Genomic DNA, 13628 nt, shown 5'->3' on the forward strand with positions numbered 1-13628 from the left:
GGTGCGCCATGACGTCGGTCGTGAACGAGCAGCGCGAGATCTGGGACGCGGTCAGCGAGGGCTGGCGGCGCTGGCAGAACGTCTTCGAGCGGGGCGCGGCCTCCGTGAGCACGGCGCTCGTGCGCCTGGGCGGCCTGCGCCCCGGGCAGTCGGTGCTCGACGTCGGGACGGGGCTGGGCGAGCCGGCACTCACCGCCGCCGGAGTGGTCGGGCCGCGGGGCAGGGTGCTCGGGATCGACGTGTCCCCCGCCATGATCAGCGCCGCTCGCGCGCGGGCTGCGCACCTGCCCTTCGCGGAGTTCGTGGTGGGCGAGGTGACGACGGCGGCGCTGGCGCCGGGCGCCTTCGACGCGGTGCTCAGCCGCTGGGGGCTGATGTTCGCCGCCGACCGTGCCGCCACGCTGCGCGCGCTGGCCGGGCTGCTCAGGCCCGGAGGCGTGCTGGCCGCGGCGACGTGGGCGCCGCCGCCTGCCGTACCCATGATCAGCCTCGCCTTCCGGGTCATCGCCGAGCGGCTCGCGCTGGCCCCGCCGCCTCCGGGCCTGCCCGGCCCCTTCTCCATGGCCGACCCGAAGGCGGTGGCCGCCGAGCTCGCCGAGGCGGGCTTCACCGAGGTCACCGTCACCGAGCGGAAGGTGCCGTTCGTCATGGACTCGGTGTCGCACTTCGTGGCCTTCTCCAGGGACGTGCTCCCGCCCAGGATGCGCTCGCTCGTACGGGAGGCGGCCGACCCGCTGATCTGGGAGGCGGTCGCCGAGGCCGCCGCGGTCCACGCCAGGCCGGACGGGTCGCTCGACCTCACCTCCACCTGCCTGTGCGTGCGGGGTGTCCGGTGAGGCCCGACACCAAGCTGATCCACGCCGGGCGGCCCAGGGAATCCGGCACCGGAGACGTGATCCCGCCCGTGCACCTGTCGGCCACCTACGACCGGCGACCGCAGGACCCGCCGCGGTACTTCTACGGCCGCGGCGAGAACCCCACCCGCGAGGATCTCGAGCTGTGCCTGGCGGCGCTCGAGAACGCCGCGTTCGCCACCGCCTACGCCTCCGGGCAGGCCGCCGCGGCCGCGGTGGTGGGCCTGCTGTCTCCCGGCGACCGGCTGGTCTGCTCCGACAACGTCTACAGCGGCACCCGCGCCCTGCTGGAGTGGACCGGCAAGTACGGCATCACCGTCGAGTACGCCGATCTGGCGGAGCCGTCCCTGGTCGAACGCGCGGTCCAGGGCGCCGACCTGGTGTGGGTGGAGAGCCCCACCAACCCGCTGATGAAGATCGCCGACCTCGACCTCGTCTGCCGCGCGGCCCGCGCCACGGGAGCCACCGTCGTCGTGGACAACACGCTCGCCGGTCCGCTGCTCCAGCAGCCGCTGAGCTGGGGCGCGGACATCACGCTCTACAGCACCACCAAGTCGATCTCGGGCCATCTCGACGTGATCGGCGGCGCGCTCGTCTACAACCGTCCCGAGCTGCACGACCAGCTGCTCGCCCACCGCACCGCCACCGGCGGCGTCCCGGGGGCGCTGGACTGCTTCCTGATCCACCGAGGGCTGAGGACCCTGTCGGTCCGGGTCGAGCGCCAGGTGCGCACCGCCGAGGCGATCGCCGCGATGCTCGCCGGTCACCCGTCGGTCTCCCTGGTCCGCTACCCGGGCCTGCCCGACCACCCCCAGTACGACGTCGCCAAGCGTCAGATGTCCGGCCCCGGTTCGGTGCTGAGCTTCGAGTACGCCGGCGACCCCGCCGCGCTGATGGCGCGGCTGCGCTTCTTCGGCTGCGCGGTGAGCCTGGGCGGGGTGCACTCCCTGATCGAGTGTCCCGCCATGATGACCCAGCGTCCCGTCCCCCGTGAGGTACGGCTTCGCATGGGGCTGTCCGATCGCCTCATCCGGCTGTCGGTCGGCCTGGAGGACCGGCGCGACCTCATGGAGGACCTGCAGGAGGCCATGCGAGGAGCGCCGTGATCCTCCTGGACGGGGCGGTGGCCACGGAGCTGGAGCGGTGCGGGCTGCCCATGGCCGCCCCCTGGTGGACCACCCGGGCCCTGCTCACCGAGCACGGCCGGGAGCTGCTGCGTGCCGTGCACCGGCGCTACCTGGAGGCGGGGGCCAGGGTGCTGACCGCCAACACCTTCCGCTGCAACCTGCGGGCGTTGCGGCGGGCCGAGCTGGACGAGCGGCAGGCGGGCCGCATGGTGCGGCTCGCCGTGGACCTGGCGCGGTCGGCGCGGGACGGTCACGACGACGTGGTGGTGGCCGGTTCGATGGCCCCGGTCGAGGACTGCTACCGGCCCGACCTCGTCCCCGCCGACGCCGAGCTCCGTGCCGAGCACCGGTGGATGGCCGGGCAGCTGGCGGCGGCCGGAGTCGACCTCGCCCTGATCGAGACGGTCAACACCGTCCGCGAGGCGCGGATCGCGGTGGAGGAGGCGCGGGAGGCGGGACTGACCGCCTGGGTCAGCTTCGTCTGCGGCCCCTCCGCCACCCTGCTGTCGGGTGAGCCGGTCGCGCGTGCCGCCGCCGCCGTCTACCGCGCGGGGGCCGCGGCCGTGCTCGTCAACTGCACGTCGCTGGACGTGGCGCGCGGCTGCGTCGCCGAACTGGCCGGCCTCGGCGCGGGCGACATCGGCGTCATGCCCAACCTCGAACCCCGCAACGGCCCTCCGGTGCCACCCGAACGCTTCGCCGCGCTGATGTCGGGCTGGCGGCGGCGGTACGGCCTGACCCTGCTCGGCGGCTGTTGCGGCACGACCCCTGCCCACATCACGGCCCTGAACGGATGGGAAGACGCGCATGATGGACTGGCCGCAGGTCCGCGAGCTGTTCACGATCGACCCTGACCTCATCCATCTCAACACCGCCGGCCTCGGCTCGGCGCCGCGCCCCGTGCTGGACGTCATCGGCGGCGCAGACCGGGTGTACGCGAGGTCGCCGCGCGACCCGTTCGCCGACACCGCGCTCACCGACGTGCGGGAGTCCCTGGCGGGCGGGCTGGGATGCGAGGCCGACGAGCTGGCCGTCGTGCCGAGCGCCACCGACGCCAACGCCCGGATCCTGGCCGGGCTCGACCTGCGCGAAGGCGACGAGATCATCACCACCGACCACGAGTGCTACACCGTGCGCGCGCCGCTGTGCCAGCTGCGCGACCGTCGGGGCGTCGTCCTCAGGGAGCTCACCCCGCCGGTCGGGGCGGGGCAGCGGGCCGAGGAGATCGTCGAGCTGGTACGGTCGGCGATCACGCCGCGCACCAGGGTGCTCCAGTGGGCCGGGATCACGCTGACCACCGGAGCCGCCTTCCCCACGGCCGAGCTGGTCGAGCTGGCGCGGCGGCACGACCTGATCACGGTGCTCGACGGCAGCCAGGTGCTCGGCCACGTCCCCCTGCGGCTCCGGGAGCTGGGGGTCGACTTCCTCAGCGCGTCGGGATCGCGCTACCAGTGCGGCCCCATGGGCACCGGCCTGATCTACGCGCGCAACCGGCCCCTGCCCCTGCCGGTCTTCTGGCCGATCGTCTCCCTGCTCTACCCGCTGCGGGACGGCCTGCCCGCCCGGCCCCACGACCTCGGGCGGCTGCTCCAGCAGAGCGACTCGGCCGACCTGTCGCGGGCGCAGGGCCTGCGCATCGCCTGCGAGCTGTGGGACCGCATCGGCCGCGACCGCATCCGGCGCCACGTCCTGGAGCTGAGCGCCCACCTCAAGGAGCGCGTCGTCCACCACTGGGGCCGGGCCGCGCTCCTCAGCCCCCTGGACGACCCGCGGCTGCACTCGGGCCTGGTGGCCTTCGACCCCTTCGGGGGGAGCGCGGACATCGGCGAGTTCGTCCAGCTCAAGCGGCAGCTGGCCGATGAGCACGGGATCACCGTCGAGATCACCCGCTTCGCCCGCCCCGGCGTGCGGGACGAGCTGCCCGCGGTCCGGGTCTCCCCGCACCTGTACAACGACGTGGAGCAGATCGACCGGGCGATCGACACGATGATCAAACTCTGCCGCTGAAAGGTCAGCGGGCCGGGCGGCTGGGATACCAGTCGCCCCGGCCCTGCGGCAGCAGGTCGAGCAGCGACCAGGTCGCGCAGAGCAGGTCGAGGCCGCGGGCGTCGCCGCCGTCACCCGGCTGGTACGGCTCGTCGCCGGGGTCGCTCAGCATGGCCGAGCCCTGCCAGGAGATCCTGACGCGCCCGTCGGACCTGTCGTAGACGGTCACCACGGGTTCGAGGTCACCGGGATGGGCGCGCAGCCCGAGCCGGTCGGTGAGGTCGCCGGGACGCGTGGAGTAGAGGGGCACCCACCGCCACTGCCGGCGCCGCGCCACCTCGGCCAGGCGCGCGGGTCCGGCGGGCGCCATGACGGCCACCGCGGTGCGCTCGAGCAGGTGCGGGGTGACGGCGTCGATGCCGTCGACCCACATGGAGCACAGGGGGCACGGCTCCGGCCAGTCCTCGTCGAACATCATGTTGTAGACGAGCAGCGTGTGATGGTCGCCGAACAGCCCGCTCAGGCGCGCCGGCGAGCCGTCGAGCGCGGCGAGCGGCGGGTCATCGTCCAGCTCGGGCCCCGGGGGCAGGGCCCGCCGCCGCGCGGCCACCTGCTCGCCCAGCTCGCGCAACCGGCGTTCGGCGCTCAGCAGTTCGGCCCGCGCCTTGACGTACTCGGGCGTGGCCGACTCGAACAGAGCGGGACGTGACACCTCGGCTCCACCTCACCACATGATCGGCGACAACTGGCTCAGCACCCACGCCACCGCCCCCGCCTGCACGAACGCGGTGACCCTGTGGTCGCGGCCCAGCGCGTACAGGCCGTAGGCGGCCAGTTCGAGCAGGAGCAGGATGGGCGCCAGCACCATGACGTACAACCCCAGCATGCCAGGCAGCACCTGGGTGATGACGCCAATCATGACAACGGCCAGCATCAGCAGGCGAGCCGCGAGCGACTTGGCCGCGGCGGCCGGCGGGCGGCCGCGGCGCAGCAACCGGTCGGCGGCCAGGAAGAAGGGCAGGATCAGCGCGGTCGCGAGCGCCCAGAGCAGCACGCGCTTCGGGGTGGGCACCAGTCCGTGCACCATCGCCCCGAGCGGGGTCAGCACGACGATCACGCCCACGAGGACCAGCGCGGCGGGCGCGAGCGTGTGTCGTGCGGACCACGCCTGCGCAGCCGGGAGCCACTGCCGTGCCGGAGTGAGCCGGCCCACGGCCAGGAGGATCGTTCCCGCGACGCCCAGCAGCACCGCCAGCGCGCCGCCCGCCTCCATCCCGAGCAGGTGGCCCGCGTCACCCCAGGCCAGCCACGGCAGCGGCAGCAGCAGCGCGCCGCCCACCAGCAGAAGGCCGAGCACGGGACGCCCCGCCTCGGCGGTCGGCTCGCCGCTGCGGGCCAGCGCGCCGCCGGCGAAGCCCACGAGCGTGAGGAGTACGGCGGCGCAGGGCAGGTAGAGCACCGTCAGCAGCGGCCGCCGATCCGCGGCGCCGGACGGCGTGGCCGGACGGCCGGTCACCTTGGCCACCCAGTCCACCACGTAACCGGCCGTCAGGTCCGAGAAGAGCATGGTCAGGTGGTTGGTCCCGGCCACCTCCCGCAGGGCCACGGCCGTGCCCTGAGCGTGGTCGCCGTTGACCTGGCCGTAGGCGAGCGGGGTGCCCGACCACAGGCGGGCCGTGCGCTCGGCGCCCTCCCGCACGACGCCCGCGTCGCCCTCCGCCACCACGAACAGGACGTTCCTGGCTCTGGTGCCGGGTTCGACGCCGCCCATGGCGCCGCCCATGGCGACGGTCGCGACGGGCCGCCGATCGCGCACCGCGAAGCCGAGCACGCCGGCGGCGCCCATCGAGTGGCCGACGACGACGACCTTGGCCGGGTCCACGTAGGGGACCGTGCCCAGCCAGGTGAGGACGGCGTCCAGATCGGAGCGCATGCCCTCGAACCCGGCCGACTGGTGCCGTTCGGTGCTCAGGCCGTGGCCGCGGAAGTCGAAGGTGACCACCGCGTAGCCCGCGGCGGCCACGCGCCGCGCGAGCACGCTCATGGTGGCCTGGTCGGCGGAGTGGCCGTGTGCGATCACGACCACGGGCGGCCTGCTCCCCTGCGGAGGCGGGTCAGGCATGCCCAGGACGCCCGGAGCCGTGACCGTGCCCGGCACGTACAGCGTGGCCGGCACCCGGCCGTCGACGAGCACCGGGCGGTGCGGCACGCCGCCGCGTTCCTCCCCGCCCAGCGCGAGGGCCAGCCAGCCGCCGACCGCCACGGACACGAACGTCACCAGAGCGACGAGAGCTCTGTTCACCGGGTCTCCTCGGGTACGGCGGCCCGCCGGCCGACGATCACTTGATGAACGGGACGATGGCCACGAACGCGAGCACCGTGAGCACGGCCGCGATCGCCCTGACGCGGCCGAGGGCCCGGCCGGACAGCTTGCTGTCCAGGGCGAACCTGCCCGCTCCGGCCAGCAGGAGGCCCAGCCCGCCCGCGAGCACGGCCAGCTCCCACTCGAAGCCCGTCGGCATGAAGAAGCCGCCGCCCGCGGAGAGCTTGATGTAGCTGGAGGCGGCCATCGTGACCACCACGATCGCCGCGCCCACCGAGGTGAGCAGCCCTGCCAGGAGCAGGACGCCGGCGATCACCTCGGAGACCGCGGTGATCCACGAGAAGGCCTGGGACGCCCCGACTCCCTTGGAGCCGAGGTAGCCGGCCATCTTGGCGGTGTCCCATCCGGTCCACGCGCCGAACAGGTTCTGCACGCCGTGCAGGAGGAAGGTGGCGCCGAGCGCCACACGGAGGACGAGCAGCCCGGCACTCACCCAGGTGTCCCGGACCGTCGCCGCCGACCAAGAGCTGGCACTGTCACCGTTCACTCCCCCGTCCCAGTGCCGTGGACGGGCTGCTTCGGTAGCCATACTCGGCAAGGTAGGCAGGCACCGACCGGCCCGCTCGGCATCTGTCGGGCGAGCGACAGCTCACTGGGCAATCGGGCGCCGGCACGCGATCATCGGAGTATGGGCGATCTGGGAGGTGTGGTGGCGGGAAGACTGGTCGCGGTGAGCGACCTGCACGTCGGGTACGCGAGGAACCGGGAACTGCTGGAGGATCTGCCGCGCGAACCGACGGACGACTGGCTGCTGATCGCCGGGGACGTGGCCGAGCGCTGGGAGGACATCGCCTGGGCGCTGGCCACGTTGCGCGCCCGCTTCGCCAAGGTGGTGTGGGCCCCCGGCAACCACGAGCTGTGGACGGTACCGGGCGATCGCCTCCAGTTGCAGGGTGACGGCAAGTACCGCGCTCTGGTCCAGCTGTGCCGCAGCCTGGGTGTGCTGACCCCGGAGGATCCCTTCCCGGTCTGGACAGGGGAGGGCGGGCCGGTCACGATCGCGCCCCTGTTCGTCCTGTACGACTACAGCTTCCGTACGGCCGGCTGCGCCACCAAGCAGGAGGCGCTGGCACTGGCCCACGAGGCCGGCGTGGTGTGCACCGACGAGTTCCTGCTCCACCCCGACCCCTACCCGACCAGGGAGGACTGGTGCCGGGCGCGCGTGGCCGAGAGCGAGCGCAGGCTGGCGGCCTGCGACCCGGACGTGCCGATCGTCATGGTCAACCACTTCCCGCTGGTCCGCGAGCCGACGGCGATCCTGCGCCATCCGGAGTTCGCCCTGTGGTGCGGCACCGAGCTGACGGCCGACTGGCACCGCAGGTTCCGCACGGCCGCGGTGATCTACGGCCATCTGCACATCCCCCGGGTCACCTGGCATGACGGCGTGCGCTTCGAGGAGGTCTCCGTCGGCTACCCGCGCGAGTGGGAGCGGCGTGGACTGCCGCACGACATCTTCCGCCAGGTCCTTCCCGTACTGGAGCCGGTGTGATCGAGGACATCCTGCCCAAGGGCGTCGCCGTGGCCGAGTTGTTCGCCGACCGGCCCGGCGCCACGCTGTTCGAGGAGGAGGCCGTCGCGGTGCAGCGGGCCGTCGACTCCAGGCGCCGCGAGTTCACCACTGGCCGCGCCTGCGCGCGGCGCGCCCTGGCCCGGCTCGGGCTGCCTCCCGTCCCCGTGCCCCGGGGCGAGCGCGGCGCGCCCGCCTGGCCCGACGGCGTGGTCGGCAGCATCACGCACTGCGCGGGTTACCGCGCGTGCGCCGTCGCGATGGACACGCAGGTCCTGACCATCGGGATCGACGCCGAGCCGCACGAGCCGCTGCCTGACGGGGTCTTCGACATGATCTCGCTGCGGACCGAGCGCTGGGCGCTGGCCGGGCTGCCCTCCGGCGTGCACTGGGACCGGGTGCTGTTCAGCGCCAAGGAGTCGGTCTACAAGGCCTGGTTCCCCCTTGCCCGGCGCTGGCTGGACTTCTCCGAGGCCACCGTCACGATCGATCCGTCGGCGGGGACGTTCCACGCCCACCTGTCGAAGATCGCCACCGTTCACGGGGGTGAGCTGCTGACGGAGTTCGCGGGAAGGTGGCGCGTGACCGACGGGTTCGTCCTCACCGCGATAGCTCACCCCGCGGATCGAGCCGCATCACCTGTGGGCGAACCTCTTGCCATGAAGCTGTGAACGAGCGAACTTTAGAAAGTAATAGTAGTCGTCGGCCTTCCGGGAGCGAGGAATGTTCGAGAGGTTCACCGACCGCGCGCGGCGGGTTCTCGTCCTGGCTCAGGAGGAGGCCAGGAAACTCAACCACGACTATCTCGGCACCGAGCACCTGCTGCTCGGCCTGCTCCTGGAGGGGCAGGGGGTGGCGGCGCTCGCCCTGACCAAGCTCGGCATCGGGCTGGACGCGGTCCAGACGGGGGTCGTCTCGATCAGCCTGCCCGGCGAGCGGCCGCATGACGGGCACATCCCCTTCACCCCCCGCGCCAAGCGCGTGCTCGAGCTGGCGCTGCGCGAGGCGCTCTTCTTCGGCCACGACCACATCGGCACCGAGCACCTGCTGCTGGGGCTGATCAGGGAGGGCGAAGGGGTGGCAGCGCAGGTGCTGGCCTCGCAGGGCGCCGAGCCCACCGGCATCCGCAACGAGGTCACCAGGATCCTCCAGGGGGACGAGATCGGGGACGAGGACGACCAGCGTCCCCCGGTCGCGCCGCCCAAGCCCAAGTCCTCCATCCTCGACCAGTTCGGCATGAACATCACCGAGGCGGCCCGCGAAGGCAGGCTGGACCCGGTGATCGGCCGCGAGGAGGAGATCGAGCGGGTCATGGAGGTGCTCTCCCGGCGGACCAAGAACAACCCGGTGCTGATCGGCGAGCCCGGCGTCGGCAAGACCGCCGTCGTCGAGGGGCTGTCCCAGATGATCGTCGACGGGGACGTGCCCGAGACGCTCAAGGACAAGCAGCTCTACACGCTGGACCTCGGAGCGCTGGTCGCCGGCTCCCGCTACCGGGGCGACTTCGAGGAGCGGCTGAAGAAGGTGCTCAAGGAGATCCGCGCCCGCGGCGACGTCATCCTGTTCATCGACGAGCTGCACACCCTGGTGGGGGCGGGGGCGGCCGAGGGCGCGATCGACGCGGCCAACATCCTCAAGCCCATGCTGGCTCGTGGCGAGCTGCAGACCATCGGGGCGACCACCCTCGACGAGTACCGCAAGTACCTGGAGAAGGACGCCGCGCTGGAGCGGCGTTTCCAGCCGATCCAGGTGCCCGAGCCGTCCCTCTCGCACACGATCGAGATCCTCAGGGGGCTGCGTGACCGCTACGAGGCCCACCACCGGGTCTCGATCACCGACGGCGCGCTGGTGGCCGCCGCGCAGCTGGCCGACCGCTACATCAGCGACCGTTTCCTGCCCGATAAGGCGATCGACCTCATCGACGAGGCCGGCTCACGCATCCGCATCCGCCGGGGCGCCGCCCATGCGGTGCCACGCGAGGTGACCGAGGAGCTCATCGCCGAGGTGCTGGCCAGGGCGACCGGCATCCCGGCCGTCAAGCTGACCGAGGAGGAGTCGCAGCGGCTGCTGCGCATGGAGGACGAGCTGCACAGGCGGATCATCGGCCAGGACGACGCCATCAAGGGCCTGTCCCGGTCGATCCGGCGCACCCGCGCCGGGTTGAAGGACCCGCGCCGTCCCGGCGGGTCGTTCATCTTCGCCGGCCCCTCGGGCGTCGGCAAGACCGAGCTGTCCAAGACGCTGGCCGAGTTCCTCTTCGGCGACGAAGACGCCCTGATCATGCTGGACATGTCGGAGTTCATGGAGAAGCACACCGTGTCGCGGCTGTTCGGCTCCCCGCCCGGCTACGTCGGATACGAGGAGGGCGGCCAGCTGACCGAGAAGGTACGGCGCAAGCCATTCTCGGTCGTGCTGTTCGACGAGATCGAGAAGGCCCACCCGGACATCTTCAACACGCTGCTGCAGATCCTGGAGGACGGCCGGCTGACCGACGCCCAGGGCCGGGTGGTCGACTTCAAGAACACGGTCATCATCATGACCACCAACCTCGGCACCCGCGACATCTCCAAGGGCATCGGGATCGGGTTCGCCGCCTCCGACGTGGGCGGGTCCACCTACGACCGGATGAAGGGCAAGGTGCAGGAGGAGCTCAAGCAGCACTTCCGGCCCGAGTTCCTCAACCGGGTCGACGACATCGTCGTCTTCCACCAGCTCGCCTCGCAGGAGATCATCCTCGTCCTCGACCTGATGCTGGCGCGGGTGGCCGAGCGGATGGCGGAGCGCGGAATGGAGCTGGAGGTGTCCGGGGAGGCCAAGCGGTTGCTGGCCGACCGGGGCTACGACCCGGTCATGGGCGCCCGGCCGCTGCGCCGTACCATCCAGCGCGAGCTGGAGGACGTGCTGTCGGAGAAGATCCTCTACGGCGAGCTGCGCTCCGGCCAGCACGTGCTCGTCAGCGTGAGGGAGGGAGCCCTGCACGTGACCGGCGTGGAGCGGCCCGCGCCGTAGCGGCGCCCCGCTCAGCGGCTCGCGGCACCGCGCGCCTGGTCGGGCGTCCCCTCGGGCACCAGCCCGAGGAGGGCGCTCACCCGCAGGATCGCCTCCGGCGGGCCCTGCAACGTCAGCCGCCCCGACACCACGGCGCCGAAGGGCGAGAGCCGCTTGGAACCGATCTCCATGAACGTGCGGGCATCGGTGACGGCGGTCACCGTGGGCGAGCCGGGATAGCCGCCCTCGACCGCGACGGCGCCGCCGTCCTTGACGACGACGTGGAAGAGCACGTCGTCGACCTGGAACTCGTACACCTCGTCCAGGTCGGGCACCCGCGAGTCGTCGATCATGGCCTGCACCGCCAGGAACCCCCAGTACGGCCGGACGATCTCCTCGGGCGTCGGCGCGTCCAGGAACGGCAGCCCCCACCGGGCCAGGCTGAGCACCGGCTCGCGCAGCTGCCGGCCGACCTCGGTCAGCTCGTAGCCCCGGTCCTTGCCCTGGTCGTCGGCCACCTTGCGGAGCACGCCCTCGGCGGTGAGGAACTTCAGCCGCTCGGCCAGCAGGTTGGTGCCGACGCCCGGCAGCGCGGCGATGAGGTCGCTGTAGCGGCGCGGCCCCAGCAGCAGCTCCCTGATGATGAGCAGTGTCCACCGCTCACCGATGACGTCGAGGGCGGCGGCGAGCCCGCAGTACTGGCCGTAGTTACGCCTGGCATGGACCATGTGCCGCCTCCAACGCGCCGACGGTGACCGCCTTCCCCTAACCACTCTATTTTATTGAAGTGGCGAGGAGAACCACGGAGTCCATAGCCGGTTGGCGTACCCGGATGACCAGGCCCGAATGACCAGGCCCGGATGACCAGGCCCGGATGACCAGGCAGGGTCTGCCCCGGCGGGCAGGCACCAACGGCGGCCTCCGGGCTAGGCGCGTGCTTGGCCGCCGCGAACCCGGAGGAACACACTGGAGGCATCCATGCGGGGAGGGTCCGCCCGCCCCGGCGGAAGACCCAGAGGTGCACCATGATGACTCGATGGCGGCCCGGCGCGATCCGCGCCCGGGTGGACGGTGCGGACCAGGTCCCGGCCGGAAAGCCCCGGAAGAGCGCGCCGCGACCGCTCGCGGGGATCGAGTACGACTGGTCGCGCGCGCCCGCGCCGCGCACCACGGACATCGGACGGCGTGCGCTGCTCTGGACTGATGCCTGAGAGCACACCGGCCACCGCGCGTCTGAGGAGGATCGGCGAGCTGGCGCTACCACCGGTCGGCCTCGGCTGCGCGGCTCTCAGTGGCTTCTACGGCGCGGTGAAGGGCGCCGACGGCGTGCGCGTCCTCCGGCAGGCGCTCGGAGCCGGCCCGGCCCTCCTGGAGACCGGCGTCAGCCCGGACCGGGCCACCGGTGTCGTCCGGCGAGCTCTCGCCGGACGCCGCGAGCGCGCCGTCGTGGTGGCGGGGGACGCGACGGGGGACGTGGAGCGGGCCTGCGACGCGTGGCTGCGCGAGCTGGGCACCGGCCACCTCGACCTGTTCTACGTCAGCCGTTGCCCGGCGGGGCTGGAGGAGACGGTCGGCAGGCTCGGCGCCCTGGTCACCGCCGGGAAGGTCCGCCACATCGGGCTGTCCGGTGTCTCCGCCGACCAGCTCCGGCGGGCGCACCGGATCCATCCCGTGACCGCGCTGGTGAGGGAGTACTCACTCGTGCACCGCGACATCGAGGCCGAACTGCTGCCCGTCGCGCGCTCGCTCGGCATCGGGGTGATCGCCGGCTGCCCCCTCGGGCGGGGACTCCTCACCGGCAGGATCCGCGCTCCCGAACACCTGCGCTCCGGCGATCCTCGCCGGCTCGACCCCCGCTTCCGTGGCGAGCGGCTGCGGCAGAGCGTACGGCTGCTGCCGCTCGCCGAGGAGATGGCCGCCGAGCTCAACGTCAGCCTGTCCCGCCTGGCGCTGGCCTGGCTGCTGGCCCAGGGGGAGGACGTCGTGGTCGTCCCGAGCACGCGCAACCCGTTGCACCTGGAGATGAACCTCGCCGCCAAGCACGTCCGGCTGGCGCCCGAGCAGCGTGCCGGGCTCGAGCGGGTCTTCACTCGCTGAGGACCCGCGAGGCGGCCCGGTCACCGCCCGTTGTGGACCTTGTCGACCTTGATCAGGGACGCGCTGACGGCCTTGTTGACCGCGTCGATCCTGGACACGGCGCCCAGCTTGATGAAGATGTTGCGCAGGTGCCGCTTGACGGTGGCCTCCGTCAGGCCGAGCCGGGAGCCGATCTGGGTGTTGGTGAGCGCCTGGGCGGCCAGGGTGAGCACCTCACGTTCCCGGTCGGACAGCAGGTCAGAGGACTGCCCGTCGACCTGGGCCAGGCTCTCGCGGGAGACGGCGAGCAGCACCCGCCCGTCGCCGCAGCGGGCGCTGTGGATGGCCGACACGACCTCCTGGATGCTGGCGCTCTTCAGCAGGTAGCCCCTGATCCCCGCGGCGAGCAGGCTGCGGAGCAGTTCCGGCCCGTCGTACATGCTCAGGATCAGCACCTGCGTCTCGGGCGAGTGCCGATGGATGCGGGCCACGGTCGTCGGAGCGTCGTCGCCGGGGATCTCGACGTCGAGCAGCACGACGTGCGGCCGTTCCCTGGCCACGAGGGCGACCGCCGACTCGCTGTCGCCGGCCTCCCCGACCACGACCATCCCGGCCTGCGCCTCCAGGAGTTCGCGCAGCCCCTCCCTCACCAGGACATGGTCATCGACGAGCAAGACCCTGATGGGTTCCTGGGCCTCGCGTGTCAT

General features: G+C 72.4%; 13 protein-coding genes. 8 read left to right on the forward strand and 5 right to left on the reverse strand.

What is annotated here, in order from left to right; all coding sequences use genetic code 11:
* Nucleotides 1-8 precede the first annotated feature (8 nt).
* From ACWEVS_RS32600 to ACWEVS_RS32615, 4 genes are read left to right on the forward strand one after another with little or no spacing between them, the layout of a single operon-like run.
* Complete coding sequence (locus ACWEVS_RS32600) at nucleotides 9-836, forward strand: class I SAM-dependent methyltransferase (protein ID WP_452554500.1); 828 nt, start codon at nucleotides 9-11, stop codon at nucleotides 834-836.
* Nucleotides 833-1960, forward strand: coding sequence for a trans-sulfuration enzyme family protein (locus ACWEVS_RS32605; RefSeq protein WP_354915471.1), 1128 nt, complete (start codon nucleotides 833-835; stop codon nucleotides 1958-1960). Before ACWEVS_RS32600 ends, ACWEVS_RS32605 begins: the two co-directional genes overlap by 4 nt.
* Nucleotides 1957-2835 carry a homocysteine S-methyltransferase family protein gene (locus tag ACWEVS_RS32610; RefSeq protein ID WP_452554502.1) on the forward strand — a complete coding sequence of 293 codons (879 nt, stop codon included), beginning with the start codon at nucleotides 1957-1959 and terminating at the stop codon, nucleotides 2833-2835. The genes ACWEVS_RS32605 and ACWEVS_RS32610 overlap by 4 nt, the downstream gene beginning before the upstream one ends.
* Nucleotides 2789-3988 (forward strand): aminotransferase class V-fold PLP-dependent enzyme, encoded by a 1200-nt coding sequence (locus ACWEVS_RS32615; protein WP_452554504.1) that lies wholly within the window; start codon nucleotides 2789-2791, stop codon nucleotides 3986-3988. Before ACWEVS_RS32610 ends, ACWEVS_RS32615 begins: the two co-directional genes overlap by 47 nt.
* Nucleotides 3989-3992: 4 nt before the next feature.
* Here the strand turns inward: ACWEVS_RS32615 and ACWEVS_RS32620 are convergent, their stop codons facing one another.
* From ACWEVS_RS32620 to ACWEVS_RS32630, 3 genes are read right to left on the reverse strand one after another with little or no spacing between them, the layout of a single operon-like run.
* Entirely contained in the window at nucleotides 3993-4679 is a 687-nt protein-coding gene (locus tag ACWEVS_RS32620; RefSeq protein WP_452418243.1) for a DUF899 family protein, read from the reverse strand.
* 12 nt (nucleotides 4680-4691) lie between these two features.
* Nucleotides 4692-6269, reverse strand: coding sequence for an alpha/beta hydrolase (locus ACWEVS_RS32625; RefSeq protein ID WP_449928668.1), 1578 nt, complete (start codon nucleotides 6267-6269; stop codon nucleotides 4692-4694).
* Nucleotides 6270-6306: 37 nt separating this feature from the next.
* Complete coding sequence (locus ACWEVS_RS32630) at nucleotides 6307-6783, reverse strand: DoxX family protein (RefSeq protein ID WP_449928666.1); 477 nt, start codon at nucleotides 6781-6783, stop codon at nucleotides 6307-6309.
* Between the two features lie 195 nt (nucleotides 6784-6978).
* Here ACWEVS_RS32630 and ACWEVS_RS32635 point away from each other — a divergent pair, with 195 nt between their 5' ends.
* From ACWEVS_RS32635 to ACWEVS_RS32645, 3 genes are read left to right on the forward strand one after another with little or no spacing between them, the layout of a single operon-like run.
* Nucleotides 6979-7839: a metallophosphoesterase family protein gene (locus tag ACWEVS_RS32635; protein ID WP_449928664.1), complete on the forward strand. Its 861-nt coding sequence runs from the start codon at nucleotides 6979-6981 to the stop codon at nucleotides 7837-7839.
* On the forward strand, nucleotides 7836-8528 hold the full coding sequence (locus tag ACWEVS_RS32640; RefSeq protein WP_354915491.1) for a 4'-phosphopantetheinyl transferase family protein: 693 nt from the start codon (nucleotides 7836-7838) through the stop codon (nucleotides 8526-8528). The genes ACWEVS_RS32635 and ACWEVS_RS32640 overlap by 4 nt, the downstream gene beginning before the upstream one ends.
* Nucleotides 8529-8580: 52 nt before the next feature.
* Nucleotides 8581-10866 (forward strand): ATP-dependent Clp protease ATP-binding subunit, encoded by a 2286-nt coding sequence (locus ACWEVS_RS32645; RefSeq protein WP_449928661.1) that lies wholly within the window; start codon nucleotides 8581-8583, stop codon nucleotides 10864-10866.
* An 11-nt stretch (nucleotides 10867-10877) separates the two neighbouring features.
* On the opposite strand, the gene ACWEVS_RS32650 is transcribed toward ACWEVS_RS32645, so the two are convergent.
* A complete protein-coding gene (locus tag ACWEVS_RS32650; protein ID WP_354915497.1) occupies nucleotides 10878-11573 on the reverse strand; it encodes a winged helix-turn-helix transcriptional regulator in 696 nt (231 codons plus the stop codon).
* 475 nt (nucleotides 11574-12048) lie between these two features.
* Between ACWEVS_RS32650 and ACWEVS_RS32655 the strand changes: the two genes are divergently transcribed.
* Nucleotides 12049-12942, forward strand: coding sequence for an aldo/keto reductase (locus tag ACWEVS_RS32655; RefSeq protein ID WP_449928657.1), 894 nt, complete (start codon nucleotides 12049-12051; stop codon nucleotides 12940-12942).
* A gap of 20 nt (nucleotides 12943-12962) precedes the next feature.
* Here the strand turns inward: ACWEVS_RS32655 and ACWEVS_RS32660 are convergent, their stop codons facing one another.
* Nucleotides 12963-13628, reverse strand: a complete 666-nt coding sequence (locus ACWEVS_RS32660; protein ID WP_354915503.1) for a response regulator transcription factor — start codon at nucleotides 13626-13628, stop codon at nucleotides 12963-12965.

Source organism: Nonomuraea sp. NPDC003754 (genome assembly GCF_053605785.1).

Excerpts from the sequence above, each read along its gene's own strand:
- ACWEVS_RS32655 (WP_449928657.1), top strand. The coding sequence starts at position 12,049 with ATGCCTGAGAGCACACCGGCCACCGCGCGTCTGAGGAGGATCGGCGAG.
- ACWEVS_RS32645 (WP_449928661.1), top strand. The coding sequence starts at position 8,581 with ATGTTCGAGAGGTTCACCGACCGCGCGCGGCGGGTTCTCGTCCTGGCT.
- ACWEVS_RS32600 (WP_452554500.1), top strand. The coding sequence starts at position 9 with ATGACGTCGGTCGTGAACGAGCAGCGCGAGATCTGGGACGCGGTCAGC.
- ACWEVS_RS32660 (WP_354915503.1), bottom strand. The coding sequence starts at position 13,628 with ATGACACGCGAGGCCCAGGAACCCATCAGGGTCTTGCTCGTCGATGAC.
- ACWEVS_RS32615 (WP_452554504.1), top strand. The coding sequence starts at position 2,789 with ATGATGGACTGGCCGCAGGTCCGCGAGCTGTTCACGATCGACCCTGAC.
- ACWEVS_RS32650 (WP_354915497.1), bottom strand. The coding sequence starts at position 11,573 with ATGGTCCATGCCAGGCGTAACTACGGCCAGTACTGCGGGCTCGCCGCC.
- ACWEVS_RS32635 (WP_449928664.1), top strand. The coding sequence starts at position 6,979 with ATGGGCGATCTGGGAGGTGTGGTGGCGGGAAGACTGGTCGCGGTGAGC.